General features: G+C 54.3%; 15 protein-coding genes. 1 reads left to right on the forward strand and 14 read right to left on the reverse strand.

Features of this window, described 5'->3' with window-relative positions; translation table 11 throughout:
* The 4 genes from rlmD to J2Z70_RS17775 all read right to left on the reverse strand — a co-directional run bounded on the left by rlmD (nt 1) and on the right by J2Z70_RS17775 (nt 3908).
* Nucleotides 1-1524, reverse strand: a complete 1524-nt coding sequence (gene rlmD / locus J2Z70_RS17760; protein WP_209875481.1) for a 23S rRNA (uracil(1939)-C(5))-methyltransferase RlmD — start codon at nt 1522-1524, stop codon at nt 1-3.
* A 321-nt stretch (nt 1525-1845) separates the two neighbouring features.
* Nucleotides 1846-2739 (reverse strand): diacylglycerol kinase, encoded by an 894-nt coding sequence (locus J2Z70_RS17765; protein WP_036730895.1) that lies wholly within the window; start codon nt 2737-2739, stop codon nt 1846-1848.
* A 104-nt stretch (nt 2740-2843) separates the two neighbouring features.
* Nucleotides 2844-3614 carry a sirohydrochlorin chelatase gene (locus J2Z70_RS17770; protein WP_209875483.1) on the reverse strand — a complete coding sequence of 257 codons (771 nt, stop codon included), beginning with the start codon at nt 3612-3614 and terminating at the stop codon, nt 2844-2846.
* A gap of 3 nt (nt 3615-3617) precedes the next feature.
* Nucleotides 3618-3908: a YerC/YecD family TrpR-related protein gene (locus J2Z70_RS17775; protein WP_019913624.1), complete on the reverse strand. Its 291-nt coding sequence runs from the start codon at nt 3906-3908 to the stop codon at nt 3618-3620.
* A gap of 374 nt (nt 3909-4282) precedes the next feature.
* Between J2Z70_RS17775 and J2Z70_RS17780 the strand changes: the two genes are divergently transcribed.
* Nucleotides 4283-4831, forward strand: coding sequence for a hypothetical protein (locus J2Z70_RS17780; protein WP_036730899.1), 549 nt, complete (start codon nt 4283-4285; stop codon nt 4829-4831).
* A gap of 27 nt (nt 4832-4858) precedes the next feature.
* On the opposite strand, the gene corA is transcribed toward J2Z70_RS17780, so the two are convergent.
* The 10 genes from corA to J2Z70_RS17830 all read right to left on the reverse strand — a co-directional run bounded on the left by corA (nt 4859) and on the right by J2Z70_RS17830 (nt 14712).
* Entirely contained in the window at nt 4859-5818 is a 960-nt protein-coding gene (corA, locus tag J2Z70_RS17785) for a magnesium/cobalt transporter CorA (RefSeq protein ID WP_036730901.1), read from the reverse strand.
* Nucleotides 5819-6019: 201 nt separating this feature from the next.
* Nucleotides 6020-6922, reverse strand: a complete 903-nt coding sequence (locus J2Z70_RS17790) for a response regulator (protein WP_036730902.1) — start codon at nt 6920-6922, stop codon at nt 6020-6022.
* Nucleotides 6923-6925: 3 nt separating this feature from the next.
* A complete protein-coding gene (locus J2Z70_RS17795) occupies nt 6926-8215 on the reverse strand; it encodes an ATP-binding protein (protein WP_209875485.1) in 1290 nt (429 codons plus the stop codon).
* A gap of 87 nt (nt 8216-8302) precedes the next feature.
* Nucleotides 8303-8953, reverse strand: coding sequence for an amino acid ABC transporter permease (locus J2Z70_RS17800; protein WP_209875487.1), 651 nt, complete (start codon nt 8951-8953; stop codon nt 8303-8305).
* A 42-nt stretch (nt 8954-8995) separates the two neighbouring features.
* A complete protein-coding gene (locus J2Z70_RS17805; protein WP_342593023.1) occupies nt 8996-9649 on the reverse strand; it encodes an amino acid ABC transporter permease in 654 nt (217 codons plus the stop codon).
* Between the two features lie 181 nt (nt 9650-9830).
* Nucleotides 9831-10685 (reverse strand): glutamate ABC transporter substrate-binding protein, encoded by an 855-nt coding sequence (locus tag J2Z70_RS17810; protein ID WP_281068219.1) that lies wholly within the window; start codon nt 10683-10685, stop codon nt 9831-9833.
* 33 nt (nt 10686-10718) lie between these two features.
* On the reverse strand, nt 10719-11447 hold the full coding sequence (locus J2Z70_RS17815) for an amino acid ABC transporter ATP-binding protein (RefSeq protein ID WP_036693252.1): 729 nt from the start codon (nt 11445-11447) through the stop codon (nt 10719-10721).
* 331 nt (nt 11448-11778) lie between these two features.
* Nucleotides 11779-12768 (reverse strand): inorganic phosphate transporter, encoded by a 990-nt coding sequence (locus tag J2Z70_RS17820; RefSeq protein ID WP_209875489.1) that lies wholly within the window; start codon nt 12766-12768, stop codon nt 11779-11781.
* A 12-nt stretch (nt 12769-12780) separates the two neighbouring features.
* On the reverse strand, nt 12781-13398 hold the full coding sequence (locus tag J2Z70_RS17825; protein WP_209875491.1) for a DUF47 domain-containing protein: 618 nt from the start codon (nt 13396-13398) through the stop codon (nt 12781-12783).
* A gap of 204 nt (nt 13399-13602) precedes the next feature.
* On the reverse strand, nt 13603-14712 hold the full coding sequence (locus tag J2Z70_RS17830; RefSeq protein ID WP_342593022.1) for a DUF3048 domain-containing protein: 1110 nt from the start codon (nt 14710-14712) through the stop codon (nt 13603-13605).
* Nucleotides 14713-14790: the final 78 nt, after the last annotated feature.

Here is a 14790-nt window from a genome sequence, read left to right on the forward strand (position 1 = left end):
TTACTCAAAACCCTTATAAACTAAAGAACAAACAGCCTCCACATGCACCGTATGCGGGAACATGTCCACCGGCGTAACCTCCACCGTCCGGTAGCCCCCGTCCTCCAGCACCCGCAGGTCGCGGGCCAGGGTGGATGGGTTGCACGACACGTACACGACACGCTCCGGCTGCATCAGCAGGATGGTCTCCAGCAGGCGTGGGTCGCAGCCCTTGCGCGGGGGATCGACGACGATGACGTCCGGGGTGATGCCCTGCTCTTTCCAGGCCGGGATGACATCCTCCGAAGCGCCGACTTCGAACTTCACGTTGTTCATGCCGTTCAGCTTCGCGTTGGCGCGGGCGTCCTCGATGGCTTCGGGCACGATTTCTACACCATACACCTGATCCGCATGCTGGGCCAGGAATAACGAGATGGTGCCGATGCCGCAATACGCATCAATCACAGTCTCTTTGCCGGTGAGGGCAGCGTATTCCAGAGTTCTGGCATAAAGCACCTCGGTCTGCGCCGGGTTCACCTGGTAGAAGGACCGTGCCGAGATCGCGAACTGCACCTCGCCAATGTAGTCGTAAATGACATCGCTGCCCCACAATACGCGGGTATCGTTGCCGAAGATGACATTGGTGCGCTGGGTGTTGATGTTCTGGCAGATGCTGACCACTGCCGGAAACTGCCCGCGGATACTGCCGAGCCAAGCGTCCAGATGCGGGATATCCCGGCCGTTCGTGACCAGCACCAGCATCATCTGGCCGGTGCGGAACGCCTTCTTCACCACCACGTGACGGAGCAGTCCACGGCCGGTCTCTTCGTCATAGGCGGTGATGCCCAGCTCACGGCCGAGGCTCTTGACGGTGGCAACGACCTTGTCGTTGTCCTCATGCTGGATCAGACAAGTCTCCATGTCGATGATCCGGTGACTTCCCCGTGCATAGAAGCCGCCGACCAGACCGCCGTCGGTCACCCCGATCGGCACCTGGGCCTTATTGCGGTAGCGCCAGGGCTCGTCCATGCCGAGGGTGGGCAGCACGCGGATGCCTTCGCCTTCCGTGACGGCAGCACTTGTTGCTTCTGCTTCCGTAAGGGTTTGCTCCGTGCCTCTTATTGGCACACCAGCCACTTCCAGCTTTCCGATCCGCTGCAGGTTGTCCACCACCAGCTGCCGCTTCCATGCGAGCTGCGCGGTGTAGTCCATATGCTGCAGCTGGCAGCCGCCGCATTGATCATAGATAGGGCAGGGTGGCGCGATGCGGTCGGGGCTGGCCTGCACCAGCTCCAGCAGCTTGGCGTAGCCATACTGCTTCTTGGTCTTCAGCACTCTGGCCCGGACTTTCTCACCGGGGAGTGCGCCCTGCACAAAAAGGGTAAAGCCTTCGACGCGGCCTACCCCTTCCCCTTCATGGGTCATGCCGATGATATCGAGCAGGACCTCCTCATTCTTGTTCACTGGCAATCCGGCCACAGCGGCCGGCCTTTGTTCCCGGCGGCTTGCGCTGCGTCCGCTGCGTCCGCTGCGGTGTTTACTCATGTGTATAGGTTCACTTCTTTCATGTTCTTCACTATTCATCTCATTAATCATTAGGGTACTGACAGAACACACTCCTCTTCCTTACGGACCGTACGGACGTTAATTACCATAAAACTTATATTTCAGCCGTGCTAACGGACCGTACAGCGCTTATCTCCTCTCCCATAGGCATTTTAGAGGCCAAAGTGGGCAACTAAAGGCGCTGGAGTCCGTTAGCATGCGTAAAGTGCAATTTTGGGCGAAATAAGAGCTGCCCAGTCCGTTAGCGCAAAGGCTTCGAACTTCTAGCGATTCTGCGCGTTCCATTCCCGCCACAGCAACCTAACTATTCTGCGCAAAAATCCGCAGATGCTGCGGCAGGATGCTGAAGTTGCCCGGCAAGGTGCCGCCCAGCTCGCCGTCCAGGTTCAGCTGTACGTAGCCGGGAGAGGTTACCTCCATGGCATCGGTGCGGAAATGGATAACCTTCTTGTCATTCAGGTGATCTCCGCGAATGGTTAGACGCACCAGCCGGATGAACTCGGCCAGGTTGCATTTCTTAACGGCAATAACATCGAGCAAGCCGTCATCGATGCGCGCACCCGGAGCCAGCTTCTCGAAGCCGCCGACCGAATTCGTATTGGCGATCAGGAAGAGCATGAACTCGTCATGGATCATCTCCTGGCCGTTCGCACGGATGTACAGCTCTTGCGGAGCAAGGCTGGCCATCTTCTCGATCCCCTTCAGGTAATAGGCAAGCTGACCCATCATGGTCTTCAGCTTGCTCGGGACCTCATAGGTCAGCTCCGTCAGTTGTCCGCCGCCTGCTATATTAATGAAGTAACGGTCATTGGCTTTGCCGAGATCGATCAGGCGCGCTTCCTGACGCAGAATCAGGTCGCAGGCTTCCTCCCAATTCTTCGGAATGCCCATGGCCCGTGCGAAATCATTCGTCGTTCCCAGCGGCAATATGCCGAGCGGGGGAAGGTTCGGCTTCTCCGCCATCCCGTTAATCACTTCATTAAGCGTACCGTCGCCTCCGGCAGCTATGATCAGATCATAAGTGCCGCGTTCCACAGCTTGGGCTGCAGCCGCAGTAGCATCGCCCTCTCCCGTTGTTGCATGGCAGGTAGCTTCGATACCGCCCATATCCAGCCGGTCTAGAATATCGGCGAGTCGTCTTTTCATTTCTTCCCGACCAGAAGTGGGATTATAAATCAATCTCGCAGTTTTCATTACCGGAACGCCACCTGTTTATATAATGGATAACTTTACTGATTATACCCAATTCTGTACCCCACAAGCAATGTCAGGGGCCAGCTACATTACCCGCTTATGAATTAACGCTGACCCTCAAGACGCTGGAGCGCTGCTTCCACCTGCCGCTGAATCCAGCGCGGCAGCAGCGGATGCGGCAGCAGCGTCTGGCCGGAGTAGGCATACTGCAGCCCCTCCAGCCGCTGCGGAATAACTACCTTGGTGAAATACCCCTCACTCAAAAAGAGCGGAGCCACCAGCACATCATAGCCCTGCTCCTGCCAATGCTCCACCCGGCTTCTTACACTGTCCGGGTTCAACAGCCCGTAATCAGCTGCAGCCAGCCCGCTTATCTCCCGTACCCGCGCGGCAAGTGAAGAGATGCCCTGCTCCCAGCGCTGCCGGAAGCCGTCATGCCTGCTGCCGTGTCCGACCAGCAGCACCATCTCCCGCCCGGGATGCTGCGACAGTTCCCGGAGCTTATCCCACAGCATCTGTGCAATATCGGGATCGTCATCGACCGGATATCCGTAATGAACCTTCGCGGCAACCCTGAACGGCGCAAGGTCGGTCTCCCGCTCAGGAACCGGCTTAGCGCCCAGCGCATACTCTATCTCATCGACATGCGTACTGCCGGAAGACACAAACAAGGGGATCACAATAATATCTGTGACCCCTGCATGTTCCAGCTTATCAATTCCATCTTGTATCAATCGTCCTTCTACCAGCTCAAGGAAAGCCACTGCCACCGGCAGCTCCTCCCGGAGCGTGAGATGGCTCACTGCCTCATCTACCATCGACACCCAGGCCTGATCACGGGAGCCGTGACTGATTAACAATACACCCGGAACCATAAATTATCGGCCCAGACGTTCCAGCGTAAGCTTATAACCGTCATTGCCATAGTTCAGGCAGCGCTTCACACGGGAAATTGTGGCCGTACTGGCCCCCGTCTCGGCTTCGATCTGATTATATGTAGACCCCTTGCCCAGCATCCGCGCAACCTCAAGGCGCTGTGAGAGCGATTGAATTTCGTTCACTGTGCACAGATCATCAAAGAATACATAACATTCTTCCATATTTTTCAATGTTAAAATAGCCTCAAATAATTGATCGATACTTTTATCGTTTAGCTTCTTTAGCTGCATCGCCCTATCATCCCCTAAACATTAACTTAATGTGACTATCTTGCCTCTACTATATTGTACTGGAGCACATTTTTCAAGCATTAACGGTTTCACGCTGTAAAGAGTGAAATCGATGGACAAACGTCCACCCCAGGCGCACACCATAACCAGGGTTAACCCGTCTCTACTTCCGGCTCCCAGGTTAGACCGCCTTACTCATAGTACTACAAAACCGTGCGAAATCAAGCATGGACACGGTTTCTTCACTTCCGCCTGCCGCCCTATAGGCATCTGCCCTTTTCCGCTGGTATCCCGGTTACCCGGGCATTCGTCTATACCGTCTGTTCGCCCATGACATACAGTATAGCAAACCACTAACGAAGGAATGTGATCCTATGCCTCAGCATTACTATAATCATTCCCGCCAGCAAGGCCGTTCACTGGCTGAACCTTACAATCCGTCACCTTACCCGGGACTATCTGCTTATACACCTGCCCCGCTTCCCGGAGAACCTGAGCTGCTGCCTGCTTACGGCGCTGAAGTCACCGATACGGCACTCGCACTCCCTGCTGCAGAAGCCTCTACCGCGAAGGCCGGAGGCCTGCTTGGCGGACTCGGCAATCTCGGAAGTCTGGCGAATATGGAACAGATCAAGGGCATCGTTGACCGGATGGGCGGGATTGACGGAATCGTCAACACCATGGGCAAGGTGCAGAAGGTGATGCAGGGCTTCTCACAGATGGCTCCGATGGTGAAGCTTATGATGGGCGGGTTCGGCAAAGGCAAGGGAAGCGGAGCAGGAGAGCTCGCCGCCGCAGAGGATGCAGCCCTCTATAGCCCCAAACGGCGCAAAAAAAGACGCCCCGCCGCGAAGCGCCGCAATACCACCTCCAAGAAGCGTAAATCCGGCGGGCCTTCCTCCGTTAAGCGCCGCCGTTCCTAAGCGGCGGCGTTTAACACGCTTGTTCTGTTACTTAAACCAGCCGCTCCGCCGGAACCAGCCGAACATCCCGATCCCCAGCACCAGCATAAGCAGCAGCACTGCGAAATAGCTGTATTTCCATTCCAGCTCCGGCATCACCCTGAAGTTCATTCCATAGATTCCGGCGATCAGCGTCAGCGGCATGAATACCGTGGTAATCACCGTGAGAGTCTTCATAATGGAGTTCATCCGGTTGGAGTTGAGCGAGATATAGCTGTCACGCAGGTCGGCGGTCATTTCCCGGTCAACTTCAATCATGTCGGTCAGCTTCAGCAGATGATCGTAGATATCGCCGAAGTATACCCGCTCCTCGCCGTTACTCTGCACATGCTGCGAATTGACGATCCGGTACATCAGATCACGCATCGGCACAATCGTCCGCCGCAGCTTCAGCAGCCTTCCACGCACATTGAAGACCTGGCTCATCAGTTCTTCCACTGATTCGTTGCCGCCCTGGCTCTCCAGATCCGCGAGTTCATCCTCCAGCGTATACAGGGACGGGAAATACCTGTCGACCAGCTTGTCCATCACTGTGTAAGCAGCAGCCATCGGCCCGCCCGACCAGCCCTTGCGGCTATGAATCTCAGCTTTGACCATCTGCCACGCTTCCTCCATCTCCGGCTTGTCCTGATGATGGTAGGAGACGAGAAATTTCGGGCTGAGGAACAGGTCGATCTCTTCGGCCTCCAATGTCCGCTCATTCAGCGAATGCAGCACGAAGAACTGCACATCCTCGTAATAATCCAGCTTCGGCCGCTGCAAAACATGCATACAGTCTTCAATCGCCAGCGGGTGAAAATGAAAATACGTGTCCAGCCTCAAGGTTTCTTCCTCCGTCGGCATAGCGAAATCCGCCCAGATCCAGGCATAATCATCCAGGACAATATCCTGAAGCAGCAGATCGGTCAGTATCTCGCCCGCATGCGTAACGGCAAGTGTTCGTATCATAATATAAGTCCTCCGCCCTATGTAGGCAATCCGCAGCAGAGCCGCGCTGTTCTAGTTGCTTCCTCCTATTGTACAGCATGTCTGCGCAAAAAAATAACCGCCAGCCCGCTGACCAGCGCTCCGGAGGTTTCTTGGTCTTGTCTTTATAGTTGACGGCGCCATTTACGGCGCACGGCCCGGTCCGATTTTCCAATATATAGCTTATCGGCCCAAGCCCTCCAGCACCTCCAGATGCAGCACCTGCAGGAATTTCTTAATGTTCACCTTCACCTTGCCGCTATCTCTGCCCTGTTCAATCTCCTTCATCTTCAGGCGCACCTCTTCGAAGTCGAAATACAGCGGCGCATAATGCTCGAACTTCGGATTCCCGTAATCCGTCAGACCAATGGACGCGAGACTTGTCAGACCTGCCGCCAGTGCGCGGCGCAGACGCTGTTCGATGGCCTTGACCTCTTTGGCTGCTTCCGCAGGCACCGGTCTGTATTTGGCAGCAGTCCGCTCGTACAGCTCCTTGAGGGACGGAAGACTTCCGCTGTTCCCTTCGGCTACCGCCAGCTCCATGATCGTGATAATATCACGGCTGCCATTCTCCGAGATCATGCCCATATTCATCAGAATTGGCTGGACAATCTCCTTGACGGTACGCTTGCCAGGCGGCAGCTGCGGCAGTCCGAACTGCAGACCCTCCAGCTTACCCAGCGTCAGCTTGATCTCATCCAGATAACGGCCCATGGCGTAACGTTCATTCACTTTATATAGTACAGATTCCACTTCAATCTTGTTGATCGGCTTGCGGATGAAGAATTCAATTCCGCTTTTGTAGGCGCGGCTCACCATGTCCCCGTTCTCAATCTGCGAGATCATTACGAATTTGGAGCGGCAGCCCTGTGCCTGAAGAGAGAGGATGGTCTCAATCCCGTCCTGGTCCGGCATCAGCAGATCCATCAGCACAATATCCGGAGTCTCGCTCAGGATCAGGGCTATCCCCTCCTGTCCGCTCTCAGCAGTACCCGTCACCTCACCAAGCCCGCTGTCCTCAATAATATGCTGCAGCATTCTTCTCGCCGACGCGTCGTCATCTACAATACAGAATGATAGCGGCATCCTCTATTCCTCCTTCCGCAGCTTAATGCTCGGCACTGTAATCTGGAACATGGCCCCACCGATATGCGATACCGGCTGAACCGTAATGCTTCCCTCGAACATATTCACAATATCCCGTACATGAGAGAGCCCGATCCCTGTGGCAGCGATGCCCTCTTCATCGAATTTCGTGGTGAAGCCCGGCTCGAACAGCAGATCGAGGTCACGCTTCCCGATGCCTGTCCCGCTATCGTTCACTGTCAGAATCGTCATGCCGTCCTGCTCATAAGCGTTCAGATGGATGCTGCCTGTCCCTTGGATGACTTCCACCGCATTGGCGGTGAGATTGTTAAGCAGGGTCAATAGAGGAATGTAGCTGTCGGTTGTGTAATCGGAGGTGATGTGAATATGGAATTTGATCTCTTTACCTAGCATTTCTGCATATTTGGCATTGCTCTTAACCGCGAACCTCAGAATGTCCGATAACGGCATGTCCCCGTTCACCTCACGCTCCACCAGCTTCACCAGCCCTGCCAGAATCCGCTGCGAATCCTTCTTCACCTCATGGAGCTGCTGGGTGATATCCAGCACCTGCCGGCTGTAACGCCCTGTGCCTTCCCCGTCCTTCAGCTTGCTGTACAGCTCGAAGCTGTTCAGCGTTACCTGCTCCAGGGTGCCTATAGACTTCTTCAGATAGAACACTTCCCCGTACAGGCCGGAGCCGAATCCGAGCATCTGCTGGGTCCGCTCCTGCTGCTCCCGCTCCCGGATACGCAGCTGGCTGACAGAGATACTGCTATATACCCCGGTGGTGAAATACGTACGCAGGACGGCAATCGCCATTAGATACGTCCACTCGTTCAGCCGGAAGGTAGCCGAATCCAGTACGATCAGCCGGGTCAGCAGCTCCATTTCATTCGACAGGAGATCGATCAGCGCGGCAACCGCGCCAAGCACCAGCGGATGGAAGGTATCGATCCGGCTCTTGATGACATGCATCAGGGCGCCGAACACCATGTAATAGATCATTGCCGAGAAGTGGCTGCTAAGGCTCTGCTCTACCGTCAGTCCGCTTCCCTCCACCATATCCATGGCAGTCCGGAACAGCAGCACAACCACCCCGGCAGCACAGCCTGTGCGGATATAGGGCAGCTGCCTCATTAACAGCAGGAAGAGGAGAAAGGCGCTGCTGCCCATGGCAATCCGGAAGATATCTCCGTCAAACGGGTTGATCTTGAATTCTCCGGCTACCGCAGTAACGGCGGCCACCAGCAGAATCTGTACCGCCTTCATTCTCAGAATTGATTGTCCCATCGCCACTGCTCCTGCCTTGAGAGGTTGACAACTATAGTATCATAGCCGCACTGGCTTGAATATGGCTTAATCCTCATTCGGCTAAGGTTATACCGCTCTGTGCTCAAGCCTTCTGGACAGCAGCGACAGCAGGTAATTGACGACAAAATAAATCAGGGCAACCAGCGCCAGCGTAGGGATGGCATAGCTGTAGCTGTGGCCGATGACAATGTTGGCATTATGCATCAGCTCCGGCAAAGATATCACAACGGCGAGTGATGTATCCTTCAGCAGGGAGATGAACTGGCTCACCAGTGGCGGAACCATCCGCCGCAGCCCCTGGGGAAGCACGATATGCCATAAGGTCTGTACACTGCTGAGACCGGAGGAACGCGCCGCCTCAATCTGTCCCTTGTCGATCGACATTAAGCCGCCGCGGACAATCTCGGCAATCATCGCCGCTTCGAAGATGGTTAGGGCTGCAATGGCTGCAGTAATCAGTCCGAGCTTGATCCCGACCTCCGGCAAGGCAAAGCGGATGAAGAAGATGATCAGCAGCAGCGGCAGATTACGGATCAGCTCCACCAGGTAGAACATGACCGGAGACAGCACCGGTACCTCCGAATAGCGGATGACGCCAATCATACAGCCGATGATAAAGCTCAGGAAGATCGATACAAAAGCAACGATCAGCGTCACATACAATCCGTCCAGCAGAAACTTCAGATTATCGGCAGAGTATGCCCCTATGAAATCCATAATATCCCTCCTTTAGCTTCAGATGTCCTTTTATGATGCTTCTTAATATTTGCGCTGCAGCCGGCGCTCCCAGATCCGCACGCCGTAGCTGAGCGGAAGCGTAAGCACCAGATAGAATACCGCTACGAAAATGTAGGTGTCGAAGGTACGGTAAGTCTCAGTAGAGATCCCGTCGGCGAAGTACATCAGATCAAGACCGGCCACCAGAGTCAGTACTGAGGAGTTCTTAATCAGGTTAATGAACTGGTTGCCAAGCGGTGGAATGACCAGCTTGATCGCCTGCGGCAGAATGATATGCAGCATGGTCTGTATGTAGCTGAGACCGGAGGAACGTGCCGCCTCCATCTGTCCCTTGGGCACGGCCATAATTCCGGCACGGATCGCTTCGGCGATGAAGGCCGAGGTATATACGGCGAGTCCGATCGTTCCTGCCTTGAAGCCGTCCAGTGTGAAGCCCAGGGCGGAAGGCCCATAATAGAAAATATACACAACCAACAGCAGCGGGATGTTGCGGATGAACTCCACATACACCGCGCCGAACCAGCGCAGACCCTTGACTGAAGTCATGCGGAAGACGGCAACGACCGCGCCGATCAGGAAGCTGCCGATCAGGGCCAGCACACTGGACAGCAGCGTACCGTAGAAGCCTTCCATATACAGTCCGAAGTATCTCGTTAATATTGAGAAATCCACAATGTTCACCTGCCTTTACCTGTAGATGAGTTCGTTCCTGCCCGGCATGACCGCCGTTCCTACAAACAAGTAGAAACGGCGTTGCCCTCCTTGGAAAAGGCGGTACCGTTTCTACGAGAATTTCGTGTGAAACCCGTTTATGCGTTCTTACCTTGAGGGAAGCAAGCTCTTGCTTGAAACAGGCTTATTTAGCCGGAGCTTTACCAATCCACTTCGTATAGATGGCATCATACTCCCCATTCGCCTTCAGTTCAGCCAGTGTATCATTAATCGCCTTAACTACATCCGCGTTGCCTTTCTGGACCGCAATGCCGTAAGGCTCATCGGTGAATGGCTTCCCTACCACCTCGAAGCCGGGGTCCTGGGAGGCCATTCCGTACAGAATTGCATCATCGGTAGTGAGCGCATCCCCCTGTCCCGCCTTAAGCGCACTGAAGGCATCCTGGTAGTTATCGAATTCAAGCACGGTTACGCCCGGCACCTTCTCTTTGATATTTTTGATCGAGGTTGCCCCCTTGGAGCCGAGGATCTTCGTATCCTTCGTAACGCTCTCAAGGCCTGTAATCGGGCTGCCCTTCTTCACCAGCAGAGACTGGCCGGCCTGGAAATAGACGTCAGAGAAATCGACTTCCTTCTTGCGGTCCTCCGTAATGGTCATGGTAGCCACCACCATATCGATCTCGCCGTTATTCAGCATCGGAATACGTGTCTTGGAGGTGACCTCCTTCAGCTCGATGGCATTCTCGTCACCGAGAATTTTCTTAGCGATGGCCTTGGAGATATCGATGTCGAAGCCTTCCACCTTGCCGGAGGTCGGGTCCTTCAGGCCGAACAGGCGGGTATCGAACTTCACGCCGACGAGCAGCTTGCCGCGCTCCTTGATCTTGGCAATGGCCGCAGAGTCAGCGGCTGCTCCTCCGGCAGCGTTGCCGCCTGCCGCATTGTCGTTCTTGCCCTTGTTATTGCCGCACCCGGCAATGACCAGCATGGCCGCAATCATCAGCACACTTAACACCTTGAAGCTCTTGGACATTTTCATTTCGTTTCCTCCCCGGATTCCTATATATTTAGTTTAGTGGCTTAATACACGGCTGAGAAAAGTACGCGTCCGCTCTTCCTTCGGGCTGGCGAAGAAGGCTTCCGGCTCCGCCTCTTCCACGATCTGCCCCTGATCCATGAAGATGACCCGGTCCGCCACCTCGCGGGCGAAGCCCATCTCATGGGTCACAACGACCATCGTCATGCCCTCGCGGGCCAGGGCGCGCATGACATCCAGCACCTCTCCGACCATCTCCGGGTCCAACGCCGAGGTCGGCTCGTCGAACAGCATAATCTTCGGCTTCATCGCCAGCCCCCGGGCAATCGCCACCCGCTGCTGCTGTCCGCCGGATAGCTGGGAAGGATAGGACTCTGCCTTGTCGGCAATGCCGACCTTCTCCAGATAATACATTGCGGTCTTCTCCGCTTCCGCTTTGCTTAAGCCCAGCACCTTGACCGGGGCCAGCGTGATATTATCTATGACTTTTTTGTGCGGGTACAGGTTGAAGTGCTGGAAGACCATTCCGATCTCTTTGCGCAGGGTATTGATATCTGTCTTGCGTTCGTTTACAGTTATACCGTCCACGGTTAATCCGCCGCTCGTGATCGTCTCCAGACGATTAATGCAGCGCAGCATCGTGCTCTTGCCGGAGCCGGAAGGACCGACTACAACAACGACTTCCCCTTCCTGAACATGCAGATCAATGCCCTTCAGTACATGGAATTGTCCGTAATGTTTGTCTACCTGATGAAAGTCGATCAATGGCTAGGCCTCCTTTGTCTATTCGGGTGTTTGTCAGCAATGGTAACACTTAAAACAAACCTTACTTCCGAGACTACCAAATCCTACATAATACTACGCAAAATTCATTTCTCATATGTTATTTTCTTTTATTTATGTGATGTATTTCATTTTCTTTTTATGCCTATTAACATTTTTTATCAGTTTCGTGTAGCCTTTTGTGACATTCCTCTCTTGAAAAACAAATAACCTCCGCTTAGGCCGAGGTTTAGCGCTGAACGCAAAAAAAGATGTCCTAAAGCCATCCATGGCTTCTGTGACATCTTGTCCAGGCAATCTATTCTGTTCAGTCCTAGAAGAAGAGCTTGAAGATTACTCCTGACAGCAAGGCGCTGATTGGAATCGTAATGAACCAGGTAACCACGATTCGTCCGGCCACTCCCCATTTGACAGCGGAGAAGCGCTTGGCTGAACCTACACCCAGAATCGATGAGGTGATCGCGTGGGTTGTACTTACCGGCAGATGCAGCAGCGTAGCCGTGAAAATAACAGAGGCCGCCGAAATATCCGCCGCGAAGCCGTTGATCGGCTCGATTTTGAAAATCTTCGTGCCCATCGTCTTAATAATCTTCCAGCCGCCGATCGACGTTCCGAGTGCCATGGATGTAGCCGCTGCAATCTTAACCCAGAGCGGAACCTCCATCGTATCCAGCCGTCCCGAGGTGACGAGGGCAAAGGTAATGATCCCCATCGCCTTCTGCGCGTCATTCGTACCATGGGTGAAGGATTGCAGTGCGGCCGTCACGATCTGCATCGAACGGAAGCCCTTGTTGACCGTATGCGGACTCTTCTTTGCGAAGATCCACTTCAGAATCGTCATCACGATATACCCGATTACAAAAGCGATCAGCGGGGAGAAAATCAGCCCCTCTACGATCTCGATGAACCCGCTCCATTTGATATGCTCTGTACCTGCCCCGACATACACCGCCCCGGCTAACGCACCGATAAGCGCATGGGAGGAGGACGAAGGAATACCCAGCCACCAGGTCACAAGATTCCAGATAATTGCCGCAATGAGCGTCGCTGTGACAATGTCTATCCCGTTGTCCAGCAGGGTCGGATCGGTAATGCTGCCCCCAATCTTCTTCGCCACGCCGGTGAACATCAAGGCGCCGATAAAGTTCATTGAAGCGGCCAGCATGATGGCTGTACGCGGCTTCAGCGCACGGGTTGAGACAGAGGTAGCAATCGCATTGGCGGTATCATGGAAGCCGTTGATAAAGTCGAACGCCAGCGCAAGAAAGATAACAAAAGCTAGTACATATATAGATGTATCCATATTTGAGGCCCCTTATGAGTTACGCATGATGATCGATTCCAGCATGTTGGCTACGTCTTCACATTTATCCGTGGTGGTCTCGAGCCGCTCATACAATTCTTTGCGCTTAATCAGCTCAATCGGGTCCTTCACAGTCTCGAACAGGGCCTTGGTGCAGATACGCAGGACTTCGTCGCCCTGGTTCTCCAGATCATTCAGACGGATGGTGTATTCGCGGATCGCCAGCAGCTTCTTCTGGGAGAGCAAATGAACCGCCTTCTGGATCTCGTATGCACTCTGGCGGAGAATCTCTGCGAACTGGACAATATACTCATCCGCATCCAGCAGGTTATACATATAGAAACGCGAGGCAGAAGCCTCCAGCCCATCAATGACATCGTCCATGCTTGTAATCAGATCCATGATGTCGTCCCGTTCCAGCGGCGTAATGAACGTCTTGTTCAATTCCTTGATGACAGTGTGTGTGTAAGTATCGCACTGGGATTCGTATTTCTTCATCTCCGCGGCGAAGTTCTCCACATTGCCCTGGAGAGTCGAGATATTCTGAGCGAAATAATCCGCCGCCTGAACAATGGTGTCAGCCATGTTTTCCAGCGTCTCAAAGAATATATCCTTTTTTCTGAGCCTCATTAGCTTTATACCCCTTTACATGAAATTGCCGTAAAAAAATGCAGCCATCCAAATGTAAACGCATGAAAATGAATGACAACCCTTGTTATCTTATCATATCGACAGAAGGGATAGAAGACAAAAAACCGAACTTTTTCACACTATAATAACAATTCCCTGCAACTTACGAAAATAATCATCCGAACATTCAATCTCCAGCCGGAATTAGGGGGATGCAGGCGCCTGCGCGTATTCGAGATGACTGCTGAACGAAGGGCTGTTCGGAACGATCAGAATATGGGTGATTCCCGGGAACATCAGCGCCTCCTTGCCGTCCTTCTTCACGAACCGGATGACATCTCCGGGGCTGCGCGACCACTTGCCGTTCATCGCTACACCGCGCTGTAACAGCACTGCTTCTCCCCCCAGCTCCGTATCCACCTGCAGCCGGCCGACATCGTCCAGCACCTTATGGTCCGAACCCATCACGATGATGTTCGCCGCTTCCACCGGACGGTTATTATTCAGATCGAGATGCGGCTTGCCGTTCACCCAGCGGGCGTATGTGCGCTGCTCTGCGTTATAATGGTACCCGACATTGTAGCTCTTCAGCAGGAAGTTCACACCCAGCGCAAGCGCCGGGGTGCCCTCCACAGGAATATAATCCGGATCATGGAAAAGAAAACCAGGGACCTTCACGCTCTCCGCATAGCCCAGCTTCACTGCCCCCTCCCGCAGCTTGGCGGCATTGCTGTACAGGTTATGCGGGGCCTTGCGTTCCTTGTCCCGCCAGAAGTAGGCCCCCGCGCGGCCGATTTCGTCCATATCCGCCTTCTTCTGCCGTTGCAGAATGGCATAGGCATCCGGACTGCCTCCGGCATGCACCGTTATGCCGCCATAGCTCTCGCCGATATCCAGCAGGTAAGGGCGGATACTGCGGATCGGCCCAATCTTCACCACCCCGGCATGACTCTGAAAGATACCGATCAGCCGGGTAATTCCGCCTTCGGCCAGCACCTCGTACAGAATATCCGCCTCGCTGATCCCGGACTGCGGGCGGGCCGCCGGGGCATTATTGATCATGACCGCGAGCGGCCGGGGCAGGCTCTCCTCCTCAACCGGCAGGCCTGTTAAGACGGAGACCGCTATTGCCGGGGCTGGCGTTGCTGTCGGCGAAGGCTGCGGAACTTCGGTCGGCTGCGGCTGCGCCGTAGGCGCTACCACCCGCACGGGCTCAGGCGTTGCCTGCTCTTCCCCACAGGCAGAGAGCAGCACGGCGGCAAGGACCAGAGCATATACAGGACGGGATACATAACGGTTCATCGATATAGACACGTTGTTCCTCCTAATCGTAAGTTACAGCTTGCTTCTCTCGATTCTCTTCTATGAAACTCGCTTCCTTTATTTAATCAT

Origin of the sequence: Paenibacillus silagei, assembly GCF_017874735.1 — a bacterium.
Taxonomy (GTDB): domain Bacteria; phylum Bacillota; class Bacilli; order Paenibacillales; family Paenibacillaceae; genus Paenibacillus_AQ; species Paenibacillus_AQ silagei.

What these genes read in the sequence shown, in the direction of transcription:
- rlmD (WP_209875481.1), bottom strand. Translation starts at nt 1,524, where the DNA reads ATGAGTAAACACCGCAGCGGACGCAGCGGACGCAGCGCAAGCCGCCGG.
- J2Z70_RS17765 (WP_036730895.1), bottom strand. Translation starts at nt 2,739, where the DNA reads ATGAAAACTGCGAGATTGATTTATAATCCCACTTCTGGTCGGGAAGAA.
- J2Z70_RS17770 (WP_209875483.1), bottom strand. Translation starts at nt 3,614, where the DNA reads ATGGTTCCGGGTGTATTGTTAATCAGTCACGGCTCCCGTGATCAGGCC.
- J2Z70_RS17775 (WP_019913624.1), bottom strand. Translation starts at nt 3,908, where the DNA reads ATGCAGCTAAAGAAGCTAAACGATAAAAGTATCGATCAATTATTTGAG.
- J2Z70_RS17780 (WP_036730899.1), top strand. Translation starts at nt 4,283, where the DNA reads ATGCCTCAGCATTACTATAATCATTCCCGCCAGCAAGGCCGTTCACTG.
- corA (WP_036730901.1), bottom strand. Translation starts at nt 5,818, where the DNA reads ATGATACGAACACTTGCCGTTACGCATGCGGGCGAGATACTGACCGAT.
- J2Z70_RS17790 (WP_036730902.1), bottom strand. Translation starts at nt 6,922, where the DNA reads ATGCCGCTATCATTCTGTATTGTAGATGACGACGCGTCGGCGAGAAGA.
- J2Z70_RS17795 (WP_209875485.1), bottom strand. Translation starts at nt 8,215, where the DNA reads ATGGGACAATCAATTCTGAGAATGAAGGCGGTACAGATTCTGCTGGTG.
- J2Z70_RS17800 (WP_209875487.1), bottom strand. Translation starts at nt 8,953, where the DNA reads ATGGATTTCATAGGGGCATACTCTGCCGATAATCTGAAGTTTCTGCTG.
- J2Z70_RS17810 (WP_281068219.1), bottom strand. Translation starts at nt 10,685, where the DNA reads ATGAAAATGTCCAAGAGCTTCAAGGTGTTAAGTGTGCTGATGATTGCG.
- J2Z70_RS17820 (WP_209875489.1), bottom strand. Translation starts at nt 12,768, where the DNA reads ATGGATACATCTATATATGTACTAGCTTTTGTTATCTTTCTTGCGCTG.
- J2Z70_RS17825 (WP_209875491.1), bottom strand. Translation starts at nt 13,398, where the DNA reads ATGAGGCTCAGAAAAAAGGATATATTCTTTGAGACGCTGGAAAACATG.